At 33.1% G+C, this 11,805-nt stretch carries 9 protein-coding genes; 6 read left to right on the top strand and 3 right to left on the bottom strand.

Translation table 11 applies throughout. The features are described 5' to 3' along the window. Nucleotides 1-8: 8 nt before the first annotated feature. From M4I23_RS08900 to M4I23_RS08880, 5 genes are all read left to right on the top strand, one after another. The gene (locus M4I23_RS08900; protein ID WP_158843865.1) at nt 9-734 is read left to right on the top strand and encodes a GDSL-type esterase/lipase family protein; all 726 of its coding nucleotides are present in this window, start codon (nt 9-11) and stop codon (nt 732-734) included. Nucleotides 735-759: 25 nt separating this feature from the next. Continuing rightward, a complete protein-coding gene (locus M4I23_RS08895) occupies nt 760-3,312 on the top strand; it encodes a beta-glucosidase (protein WP_249754151.1) in 2,553 nt (850 codons plus the stop codon). A gap of 66 nt (nt 3,313-3,378) precedes the next feature. Next, a complete protein-coding gene (locus M4I23_RS08890) occupies nt 3,379-4,209 on the top strand; it encodes a DUF1080 domain-containing protein (protein WP_158843861.1) in 831 nt (276 codons plus the stop codon). 8 nt (nt 4,210-4,217) lie between these two features. Next, complete coding sequence (locus tag M4I23_RS08885; protein WP_249754150.1) at nt 4,218-6,164, top strand: hypothetical protein; 1,947 nt, start codon at nt 4,218-4,220, stop codon at nt 6,162-6,164. A 193-nt stretch (nt 6,165-6,357) separates the two neighbouring features. After that, nucleotides 6,358-8,439: a T9SS type A sorting domain-containing protein gene (locus M4I23_RS08880; protein WP_249754149.1), complete on the top strand. Its 2,082-nt coding sequence runs from the start codon at nt 6,358-6,360 to the stop codon at nt 8,437-8,439. A 63-nt stretch (nt 8,440-8,502) separates the two neighbouring features. Here M4I23_RS08880 and M4I23_RS08875 read toward each other — a convergent pair whose 3' ends face one another. After that, entirely contained in the window at nt 8,503-8,697 is a 195-nt protein-coding gene (locus tag M4I23_RS08875) for a Lacal_2735 family protein (protein WP_158843857.1), read from the bottom strand. Nucleotides 8,698-8,884: 187 nt separating this feature from the next. Next, complete coding sequence (locus tag M4I23_RS08870) at nt 8,885-9,592, bottom strand: DUF4197 domain-containing protein (RefSeq protein WP_158843855.1); 708 nt, start codon at nt 9,590-9,592, stop codon at nt 8,885-8,887. A 142-nt stretch (nt 9,593-9,734) separates the two neighbouring features. Between M4I23_RS08870 and M4I23_RS08865 the strand changes: the two genes are divergently transcribed. Then, the gene (locus M4I23_RS08865) at nt 9,735-10,859 is read left to right on the top strand and encodes a TlpA disulfide reductase family protein (protein ID WP_158843853.1); all 1,125 of its coding nucleotides are present in this window, start codon (nt 9,735-9,737) and stop codon (nt 10,857-10,859) included. Between the two features lie 172 nt (nt 10,860-11,031). Here the strand turns inward: M4I23_RS08865 and M4I23_RS08860 are convergent, their stop codons facing one another. Further along, a complete protein-coding gene (locus M4I23_RS08860; protein WP_249754148.1) occupies nt 11,032-11,682 on the bottom strand; it encodes a hypothetical protein in 651 nt (216 codons plus the stop codon). Between the last annotated feature and the right edge of the window lie 123 nt (nt 11,683-11,805).

The following is an 11,805-nucleotide window of genomic DNA, read 5'->3' as shown; positions in this document are numbered from 1 at the left end:
AAGTGCAAATGATAAAAACGAAAATTTTTAAAGTTATACTATATAGTGTTTTTTGTATTATACCGAATTTTATTGTTAATGCTCAGGTTGTTATAAATGCTGGTGTTGGAGGAAACGCAACAACAAACATTTTAAAACGATTAGAAAAAGATGTTTTAAATGAGAAGCCCGATTTGGTGATTTTAATGGTTGGAACAAACGATATGTTGAATTCAAAAAAAATGATTTCTTATAAAACGTATCGCAAAAATATGAAGGTGCTCGTTGATAAAATTAAGAAATCTGGAAGTGATGTACTTTTAATGTCATCACCACCTGCAGATTCAGTGTACCTTTTTGAACGTCATAATAAAGAAATATTTAAGGAATCTCCAAACGAGAAATTAAATAAAATTAGAGGTATTGTTTCTAAAATAGCATTGGATAAACAAGTCTATTTTTTAGACGTTTATCAGGCTTTTGTTAATTTAAATGTGCCAAAACATAATAAAGACCTATTCTTTAGAAACGCTATGAATAGTGGCGCGAGAGATGGTGTACATCCTACAGTATTAGGGTATCACTTTATAGCTGAATTGGTTTTTCAATATTTAAAAAAGAATAGTCTTTTAGAGGCCTATAATAAAATTATTTGTTTAGGAGATTCTATTACAAATGGGAGTGGTGTAAAAGACAAAGTGCAGGCATACCCAGGAGTGCTCCAAAGTCTTATTGATGCAAATATTAGGAAATGATAAAAGTATTATAAATAAAATAGTTATGAGAAAATATATTCTGATGGTAGTCTATTGTGTTGCTATGTTTGTCGTAAAGTCCGTTGTGGCTCAAGATCGAACAGCACTCCATGCTAGTGCAACTAAGCAAGCAAAAAAACTAGTAAAGCAGATGACTTTAGAAGAGAAAGTCAAGTTAATTGAAATGAATAGTTTGCCTATAGAGCGTCTAGATATTCCAGGCTATAATTGGTGGAATGAAGCTTTACATGGGGTAGCGCGTCGTGGAGAAGCTACTCAGTTTCCTGTGCCGCTTTCTATGGCTTCTGGTTGGAATCCTAATTTGATTAAAGACATGACTACGGCAATTAGTGATGAAGCTCGCGCATTAAATAATGCCGATTCGACAGCCGATAAAACAAAACGTTACCACGGTTTAACTTTGTGGAGCCCTGTTATTAATATGGCGCGGGATCCGCGTTGGGGACGTACCGAAGAAACCTATGGTGAAGACCCCTTTTTAACCACTGAGTTAGCGTGTTCATTTGTAGATGGTTTGCAAGGAAATGATCCAAATTATTTAAAAACTGTAGCAACTATTAAGCATTTTGTAGTGAATAACACAGAGCATAATCGTTTGCATGTGCGTCCAGATGTATCAGAACGTGCATTGCGTGAATATTATTTTCCGGCCTATCGAGATGTCATTGCACGAGAAGATGTAGAATCCATAATGTCTTCGTATAATGGTTTAAATGGCGTGCCTTGTTCGGCTAATAAATGGTTGTTAACAGATGTTTTACGTAATGAGTGGGGCTTTAATGGTACGGTGGTAACCGATGTTGGAGTGCCTGGGCATATGGTTGAAAAACATAAATATGCTAAAGATGGGGCAGAAGCTGCTATGATGATGATTACTGCTGGTGTCGATTTGTATTCAGGCTCGGATAGAGCTTCGGAAGTAAACGAGAGGGAATGGTCTAAGCAAGCGGTTCAACAAGGTTTGATGAAAGAATCGGATTTAGATCAAGCAATAATTCGTAATCTAGCAAGCCGTATTAAATTAGGACTTTTACGTTCGGATGAAGATAATCCTTATACTAAAATATCAACAGATGTTATTGGGTCAGAGCATCATCTCGCAATTGCCAGACAAATAGCTCGTGAAGGCGCCGTGCTATTACAAAATAAAAAAAATGTACTTCCTGCTTCACCGGAAAAATATAAATCTATTCTTTTTGCCGGACCTTATGTGAACGATGCGCCTTTTGGGGCTTATAGCGGAAATGCTGCAGGTATTGCTGCAACGCCTATGTTAGGAATGAAAGTCTTAGCAGGGGATCGTTATGAAATTAAAAGTCAGTTAGGCGGAAAGTGGTTATTTATCCCTGAAGGGAATTTAAATGTACCAGGAAAACCAAATACTAAAGGTGTAAAAGGGGAATATTTTGCAGGTAAAAAACTTGCAGGTGAACCTATTTCTGTGAGAACAGATCGCTCTGTTAATTTAGATTTACCAAAACCATTGGCACATATTGATCCCGAAATTCCACAACCAACTTTTTCCGCACGTTGGACGGCTCAATTAACTCCAAATCGTACAGGAATTCATTATTTCTCAATGACAGCTTTAAGTGGAGCGCGTGTTTGGATAAATGAAGAAAAAGTACTTGATAATTGGCACAGTAAAGCTTCTAATACTATAGAGTCCAAAGGGCTGTATTTAGAAGCTGGAAAATCAGTGGATTTAAAGGTGGAATATTACAATGATGAGGTAGAGCCTGCTCGTGCATTATTAAAGTGGATTGAACCACAAGAGGAAGTTAATATAGAAAATCCAGAAGATAAGTTATTAATTTATGTGGGTGGTTTAACTTGGAGAATGTCCAAAGAATCTCATGATAGAATGAATTCTATTATGCCAGAAGATCAAATGAAAGAAATTAAAGCATTGGCCGCAATTTATCCTAATATGGTGGTGGTGCTTAATGGTGGTACGGTAGTGCAGTTGTCTGAGCTTAATGAGCTGGTGCCTTCTATTCTTTTACAGTGGTTTCCCGGGCAAGAAGGTGGTTATGCTTTGGCCGAATTAATTACTGGTAAAGTAAATCCTTCTGGGCATCTTCCAATTACATTTTATACAGATCCCGATAAATTACCAGATTTTGAAGACTACGAAATTAGTAAAGGAAGAACCTATATGTATATGAAGGATAATGTGACCTATCCCTTTGGTTATGGCTTAAGCTATACATTGTTTGATTATTCAGAATTAAAGGTGACACAGGATAAAAAACAAGTAACAGCTGTACTCGATGTAAAGAATACTGGAGCTATGGATGGCGATGATGTGGTTCAGTTATACGTTAGCAATCTGGATTCTGAAGTTTATCAACCCATTCGTCAACTAAAAGCTTTTAAAAGAGTTTCTATTGAAAAAGGGAAAACTAAAAAAGTTGCATTGAATTTTTCAATGGATGATATGACATGGTGGGATGTTAAAAAACAAAAATATGTAATGAATCCTGGACGTTATGAAATTCAAATAGGGAAGTCTTCAGCAGAAATTGTAGCGAAGCAGATTATAACTATAAAATAAACCGATAAAAAGAAGCTCCTGTTAAAAGGGATTTTAAATAAACTGTAATCACCAAATTTAAACTAAATGAACATAAAAACAGCACTAAAGTCAATGCTTATAGGGGTAATACTAACTTTAATTACTGGAGTTACAAATGCGCAACCGAACCCGTTATCAAAGAAAGGATTCCATAAAATTTTTAATGGTAAAAATTGGGAGGGGTGGCATCTTAAATTAAAAAATGGCGATGCAGAAATGGCTAAACAAGTATATGCCATTGAAAAAAAAGGCGTGCATGTTTTTAAAGATATGCCCGATAGTTTAAATCTTAATACAGGTGAAAACGCAACACACGGACTTTTTTATACCAACAAAAAATATAGTAAATACATTCTTAGATTTGAATATAAATGGGGTGAAAAAATAACGAATAATTTTGATCGTTGGCAATACGATGCAGGTGTTTATTACCACGTTACAGACGATAAAGTTTGGCCTATTGGTATTGAATATCAAATTCGTTACAATCATAAAACAGGCTTGAATCATACTGGTGATTTAATTCGTCCGTCGGGAGCAGATTATGATTGGTATTGTACTAAAGATGGTAAAAGTTTTTTAAGTCCGGAGAACGGTGGTGTGCCGGAAATTAAACGCGATTGGATGCATTTAGCGTCTCCAACAACCAATTTTAATGCCTTAAATAATAAGTGGAATGTATGCGAAATTATTGTAATGGGAGGAGAATATACCATTCATAAACTAAACGGAGAGATTGTAAACATGGCTTTTAATTTAAAACCAAGTGAGGGTATTATTGGGTTTCAATCGGAAACTGCCGAGATTTATTATAGAAATATAAAAATTAAAGAATTTGATGAAGTAATTCCTATAGAAGCTTTTATAGAAAAATAAAAAATGCAATGATAAAAAATCTTTTAAAGTATAGTTTTTTGTTTCTGTCATTATCCTTGATAGGTTGTAATGAAAAGCAAGAATTAAAAACAGAGCAGTTAGATATAATAGCCTATTTAAAACAGGCTGATGGAGATCAAATTTATCCATCGGAAGCACAAATAGAACTACTTAAAACCGTGATGCCAGTTGAAGCTTATCAACCTGCTCCAAAAATATCTGATAGAGTGTATTGGGATAAGGTCGCTGCTACAAAATCGGCTCAAGATTATCTTGAAAAAGCAAATGCAGAATTAGATAAAGAACCAGAAGTGCCAATTTCCGACGAGATTTATAAACGCGCCAATAAGGAAGGCAATCGGGGTATTTATAAACCTCGATATTACCGTACTATGGATCGATTAGAACGTTTTATTCTAGCGGAATGTTTAGAAAATAAAGGACGTTTTTTACCTCAAATAAATACCTATATACAAGCTATTATGGATATGAAATCGTGGATGCATCCTAATCATGATGATAACAATAACAGTGTTTTAGAAGGAAAAAGAGTTTCAATAGATTTAGGAGCACGTAAATTTGGTGGTGTTTTGGCTTTAGCAGAATCACTTTTAGATCAAACCATTTCGGAGGAATTACGTACTGAAATTAAAAAACAATTGCAATGGCGTATTACGGATACCTATTTAAAAAGTTGTAAAATTTCTGATAGAAATAATCATTGGATTGATGGCACTAGTAACTGGAATTCGGTATGTACAAGTGGAGCTTTGTTAGTTTCTATTACCAATTCTGGAAGTTATGAGGAGCGTTTAGCAGCGGTTGGGTCTTCAATAAATAGTATGAAATATTATATAAGCGGTTTTGGAGATGATGGATATTGTTCGGAAGGTTTAGGCTATTGGGGTTATGGTTTTAATCATTATTTATATATAGCTCAAATGCTATATGATTATTCGGATGAAAAAATTAATTTATTTAATTTTGATAATCCTGAAAAATTAAAAAGAGTCGGGAATTTTCCAGAGCATTTCGAAATACAAAAAGGAACCTGTGCACCCTTTGCCGATGGTGTGTCTCATACATCGAGTAGCGGAAGTAATTTTGCAGAAGTGTTATCATCAAAATATTATGGAGCTATAAAACCTTCGGAAATTAGAATGGAGGAAGCTGTAGAACAACTTATTGCTTGGAATAATCCAGAACTTTTTAGTGTGAATAGCTCAAATGAAAAACAAAATTCAGATTTAGAGGGACATACGTATTTCGACGATTTTGGAATGGTTATATCGCGTGGTAAACAAAAGGTGCCTTTTTCAATAGCCATAAAAGCGGGACACAATGCAGAGAATCATAACCATAGTGATGTGGGGACTTATATTATTGTTTTAAATAAAGATTTAATTTCTGGTGATATTGGAGCGCCATCATATACCGCGGGATCTTTCTCTAAAACGAACCCTGCTCGCAGCTCTTGGGGACATCCGGTACCAAGAATAAATAATACACTACAATCTAATGGAAGGGAGTTTAAAGGTGTTATTTTGGAAACCGATTTTCAAGAAAATATGGATAAAGTGGTTATGGATTTAAAACCGGCTTATGAAATTTCAGAATTAGAAACCTTGAAAAGAACGATGGTAAATGCAAAGTCGGGACAGGGAGTTATAACGATTCAAGACGATTTTAAAACTACAAAACCTGTTAGTTTTGGAACAACTATCATGACGTATTCTAAGTATGAGATTGTAGATGCCCACACTTTAATTTTAACCAATAAAAACGAAAAATTAAAGGTTGAAATTACCAGTGAAGGTGGCGCTATTAAAATAACCCCAGAACCTGTACCTGTAAAAGCATTGCGAGAAGGTAAAGGTGCCATTAGAATTGGTGTCGATTTTATTAAACCTGTAAGTAGTGGACACATAAAAGTTAAGTACACACCAATATTTTAAAAATATATTTTATTGTTTTTTTTACTGAAAAGGAATAATCTAGACTTTAGATTGTTCCTTTTTTATAATAAAGTAAATTCTTGTTTTATAACTCCTTAAAGAGTTATAAGTTATAGGTTTTTACCGATAGCTTATCATATATCTCTATAATAAATGTTTCTTTTGTTTTAATTAAACTTTAAAATAAACATTGATGACTAAACTTTACAAAACTAATCTACATTTATTATTACTGGCCTTATTTTGTGTCCAATTTATACAAGCCCAACAAACTACGGTAACCTCATTGGCAGATTTGTTGCCTTATTTAGATGATAACGGCGCAGATATTAAGCTTGCGGCAGGAACATATACTATAACTGCTCAGGATATAGCTGATGGAAAATTTAGTAATCCACTATTTCTTTTTGAAGGATCTAATAGTACCTACGATTTTACAGGAGTTACTATAAAGATAGAAACCGATGTGCTTACGGCTTTTGGTAATGTAGATGTTAACCAAATGCAAATATTGGGAAATGAGAATGTCCTTAGAAATTTAACGATGGAAGATACTGGAGATACGCCGCCTCGTAAAAGAGCCCAAAGTATTGTTATAGATGGTAGGGATAATAGGATAGAAGGTTGGCATTTAACCATACGTGGATCTTACCCTTATGGATATGGTGATGCCTTTGGTAAAGGAGGTGGGTCTGTTATAAGCCATAGGAAACACTCGGGGATTTTAGTGAGAGGTTTACGAAATCACCTTAAAGATTGTACCATTATTTCACGCTCTTACGGGCATATTGTTTTTATGCAAGCTGCTAGTTATCCAATAATTGAAGGCTGTTATATAGAAGGTGAAATGCGTAAAACTGATGATATGTTAGCTGAAACATCTGGTCCAGCTTTTGATAAAGACTTTATGACTGTATGGGGTTACACGCTCCCAGCAGGTTATATGATGAGTTTGCAAGAAGCAGGGATACGAGCCTATAATGCAGGAACAACCTATATCGATGGGGTAGAGATTGAACGAGGTACAGATAATCCTACGGTGTTAAATTGTACAGTAAAGAATGCTAGAACAGGTGTTACCTTAGCTCATGCCTCTGGTAAAAAATATGTTGAAGGCTGTACGGTATTAGGTAGTGAAAACGGATATTCTATAGGTAACGGTACGGTTATTAACTGTGGAGCAGATGCTATTTACGGACCTGTTTTTCAAAGTACATATAGTAGTGATAACGGTTATAATGCCGATATTACTATTTTACCTCCAAGTGGTGCTTATTATAATGGGCATAAAGCTGTAGCTTATGTTGGAGGAAGTAATCACGATTTAACTTTTCGTTCAGATATTGTAGACTTTCCAAGTGATTTAAAAATAATGGTATCAGGTGAATTACAAAATCTTAGAATGATTAATGGTGCAAACCCAAATCAAAATAATTTAACATCGACTGATATTAGTATCCGAAATCTAACTAATTTCCCTTTGCTTTTACATTCTGATAGTGAAAACATTATTGTTCGGGCCTGCGACACGGGTAATATAACAGATAATGGAAATAATAATACTATTGCAACTATAGATTGTGATTCGGATAACTTAGCATTAACAGGAGCAGCCATTCAATCTTCAACAGCTTACGGAGGCATAGGAAGTCGTGCTATTGACGGTAATACTAATGGGAGTTTTTCAAATAACTCTGTAACGCATACTGATCCCTCAGATACTCCAACTTGGTGGCTAGTAAATTTATCTTCAGAGCAAGCTATAGGAGATATTGTTATTTTCAATAGAACAGGAAAGCAAAGCTATATAGACAGACTTTCGGATTTTGCCGTTTATGTCTATGATGCTAGCGGAACAGAAATGTTTAAGCAAACATTTACGAACAATCCTCCAAACCCTTCAAAAACTATTGATGCTGGCGGAGTACTAGGGAAAACAGTGAAAATAGTTCAATTAGATAATACAGTGGCTTTATCCTTGGCTGAAGTACAAGTGTTTTCAACAGCTTTATCTATTAATGATGTAATTAATCCTATAAGCTTATATCCTAATCCTGTTTTGAACGATCTTAAAATTTCTTTAGTTAATACTAATTTAAATGTGGATAAAACAAAAATCACTTTATATAATATTAATGGTCAGAAGGTTTTGGAAACCAAATCAGAAAATTTAAATGAGATTAAATTGAACCTGTCACATTTAAACAGCGGTCTATACCTTTTAAGTATTAGTGATAATAATGTTACCATCACTCGAAAGATTGTGAAATTATAATTAGATACAAAAGCTCGGCGTAATAACTGAACTTTTTTTATTATAAAATATTAGTTGAAAAAATTATATGTGATGTGTTGTTTCCCTAGCGAGGTATTTTAATCGATTCAATTTATTGAGAAGTTTTATAGCTTTATATTCAGAAATATCACTTAAAGCAGAGTCTGTTTGTCGGAAATTATAAGCTTGTTCTATAAGTTCTTTATAGCGTTGGCTTAACCTGTACTGGTTAATTTTAATACTATCAGTTCGATTCATATCAGTTATAGTGAATTAAGGAAACCTAAATATACATTTTTTTGTTGAATAAAGTAAGTGCTTTTGTTTTGATTTTCAGGTAAGTAGGTTTTATTTTGTAAGAAATACATTATTATTAAAAATAATAGCATAAAAAAGCCGAATACAATTCAAAACTGTATTCGGCTTTTTAATATGTTTATAAAAGTTAGTCCTGCAAAGCAAAAACCTTTTTTAATAAGTCTGTAGATCTAGATGCTGTTTTTGTTCTAATTTCAGTTTCTTCAACTGCAATCATAGTAAAAACACCTTTTAAAGCTTCTCCAGTTACGTAGTCTGTTAAATCTGGGTTTACATCACTTGTAAATGGTAAAGCATTGTATTTGTTAATTAAATTGCTCCAAATTTCATCGGCACCAACTTTGCTAAAAGAGCTTTTGATTACCGGGTTAAATTTAGCGTAAAGAGCCGTTTCTGTTTTCGATGTTAAATATTGTGTAGCAGCATCATTACTTCCTAATAAAATATCTTTAGCATCAGCAAACGTAATATCTTTTACAGCATCAATAAAAATTGGTGTAGATTCTTTTACAGCATCCTCAGCTGCTCTGTTTAGAACTTTTAAACCTTCGTCAGCAAGACTACTTAAGCCTATGTCTCTAAGTGCTTTATCTACTTTTTGTAATTCTTCTGGTAGTAAAATTTTAACCAAATCATTTTTAAAGAAACCATCGGTTTGTGTAAGTTTTGTTACTTGTTTGTCTATACCTAATTCTAATGCTTCACGCAGGCCAGATGCTATTTCGGTATTGCCAAGTACACTACTTGTTTGCGGTAAGTTATCAACTACTTGCTGAAGTTCCGCACAAGCGGTTAAATTAAATATTAATAAGAAAGCGAGACCTTTACGTATCATGTTTTTTGGGTTTTTAATTAAAGCACAAAGATATATTTTACAAATGAAAAAGCATTCTATTTTTTAAAATACTATTTTAGCACAATTATTGTTATGTATAACAATATATTATTAAATTGACTAGATATTAAGCTGTATTATAATGAAAATAAGAAAATTAGTACTTTGTTTGATATGTGTTTTAAGTTCGACCTTGTTTTTCGGGCAGATACATATTTCAAAGAATATTAAAAAATCTTCGATTGCAACGACAGATGAGAATGCGCTGTATTTTGTAGATTTTTGGGCAACTTGGTGCGGCCCTTGTATTCATGTTTCTAAATATTTAGAATCGTTACAACAACAGTTTCCTAAAAACTTTTATATAGTGTCTTTAACACAGGAAAGTGCGGAGGTTGTAAATAAATTTATGATTAAGCATAACACAGGATTAGCCGTAGCTACAGATTATGAAGGTGAAACCTTTGCTGAAAATAATATAGCAAGTTTACCTTATGGAATTTTGTTTAATGCCGATGGTATAAAACTGTGGGAAGGGCATGCTGCCGATTTAAAAGCTTATAAAATTGGTGGATTTTTAGCTAGAAATCAAAAAACGATTTCGGTAGATGATTTTTTAAAACTTGAAGAATATAAGCAAGAAGTCGCTATAGAGAATCCTATAAAGAGAAGAAAAGATTTCGATTTTTTAGAAATTCAAGAAGATCATGGTATCAATTCTGGAATTCAAGCTGTAAATAGAAATGGTTATTTAGAGATTGAAGGGCGTTTGCAAGATATCATGGCTTATGCGTTACATAGTAATAAATCGCAAATTAAAATTCCTGAAGCAGTAAATAAATATTATAAAATGTATTTTTCAGAAGGATCTAAAGCCTTTGAAAATAAGGAAAATAGTATTGCGAAAGCTTTAAAGTTACGCCGTAAAGAATATGAGAAAGAGGGTGATGTATTGGTCCTAAATATTGATAATGCTAAGTTTTGGGATACTACCCAAATAGATTGGGGAATAAATAATCCTAAATATTTAATTGGCGATTCGGATATACAAGCAGATAATACTTCGGTAAGTGATATTGCGTATCAATTATCTTTTTTATTAGAAACACCTATTGTTTTTGATAAGAAATTTAAAAATGAAGAATTGCACGATTGGCAAATTCACTATAAATATTTTGAGTTTATGGCTTCTAATCTTGGGGAATACGGTATAAAAGTTGAAAAGAAAGTGATGGCTTACCCTGAATATGTTTATAATAAGAGGTAGGCGAAGAGTTTTTCGCTATCATTAAAAAACAAAACGTCTCAATTATGGTTAGTGCATAGATTAAAAGTAGTTAGTTTTTAGTTTTGCGCTTGGGTCAAGTTCTGGGTTTTAGCTTTATTTTTGGGTAAGTATCAAAAACTTGATGTATGTTAGTTATTGTTTTATTTTGCTCTTATTCCTTAATTCTTTCGATTTTCTCTACAAAATTTTCCCCATTCCATTTTAAAAATATTTTATTAATGATTTCACGGGTTTCAAACTCTTTTTCCATAAAAGTATGAAGGGATACCTCTATTGTTTGATCATCAATAAAAAGATAATACAATAGAGGTTGGTATGAATCGGGTAATTTTTCTTCTTTACGAACAAAATCATTTGCACTATATTTTTTTAATATGTTAATCTTTTGAAGGGTTTCACTTTTATTGATATACTTCCAAGAATGAATATTGTTGTTTCTCCCATTTTCTATTTCAGTAAATAATACACCATCCAAATTATCTTTATTCTTTAAAAAATATAGGGTAACCTGGCTTGAAAGGTTTTTGTTTTGTATGGTTAGCTTTGTCTTATTTTTATTGGTGATTTTCCAAGAAGTTGATTCTCCTTTTTTGAGTAATTCTTTTTTTTCGGAAAGGGTTATGCCTTCGGTAGTTTCATTAAATATTGATAATGGGCTCAAGTTAAAAAGAGCTTTCATATCTTTATAATCGTGGGTTAAATAACTTGTTTCCTTTGTAGTGCCATTCTTTTCGTTATTTTGGCTTACTAGTTTAGAAGTAAATAATAATATAATTATATGAAATAGAATTGCTTTTTTCATTATTGTTTTTATAGATTGAATAAATATAAATAGTTTTAAGATACGGTATATGTTTTTTTTCAATAATCCTTTAAGCAAGGCGGTATGCTATTTTGATATGCACTGAAGATAATAGATTTGTGC

This window comes from Algibacter sp. L4_22, assembly GCF_023473045.1.
Taxonomy (GTDB): domain Bacteria; phylum Bacteroidota; class Bacteroidia; order Flavobacteriales; family Flavobacteriaceae; genus Algibacter.
Note: the sequence above shows the minus strand (reverse complement) of the source record. Positions and strands in the feature narration are given on the sequence as shown.

Bases quoted from the DNA above. Each gene is read 5' to 3' on its own strand.
- M4I23_RS08900 (WP_158843865.1), top strand. From the start codon at position 9: ATGATAAAAACGAAAATTTTTAAAGTTATACTATATAGTGTTTTTTGT.
- M4I23_RS08895 (WP_249754151.1), top strand. From the start codon at position 760: ATGAGAAAATATATTCTGATGGTAGTCTATTGTGTTGCTATGTTTGTC.
- M4I23_RS08890 (WP_158843861.1), top strand. From the start codon at position 3,379: ATGAACATAAAAACAGCACTAAAGTCAATGCTTATAGGGGTAATACTA.
- M4I23_RS08885 (WP_249754150.1), top strand. From the start codon at position 4,218: ATGATAAAAAATCTTTTAAAGTATAGTTTTTTGTTTCTGTCATTATCC.
- M4I23_RS08880 (WP_249754149.1), top strand. From the start codon at position 6,358: ATGACTAAACTTTACAAAACTAATCTACATTTATTATTACTGGCCTTA.
- M4I23_RS08875 (WP_158843857.1), bottom strand. From the start codon at position 8,697: ATGAATCGAACTGATAGTATTAAAATTAACCAGTACAGGTTAAGCCAA.
- M4I23_RS08870 (WP_158843855.1), bottom strand. From the start codon at position 9,592: ATGATACGTAAAGGTCTCGCTTTCTTATTAATATTTAATTTAACCGCT.
- M4I23_RS08865 (WP_158843853.1), top strand. From the start codon at position 9,735: ATGAAAATAAGAAAATTAGTACTTTGTTTGATATGTGTTTTAAGTTCG.
- M4I23_RS08860 (WP_249754148.1), bottom strand. From the start codon at position 11,682: ATGAAAAAAGCAATTCTATTTCATATAATTATATTATTATTTACTTCT.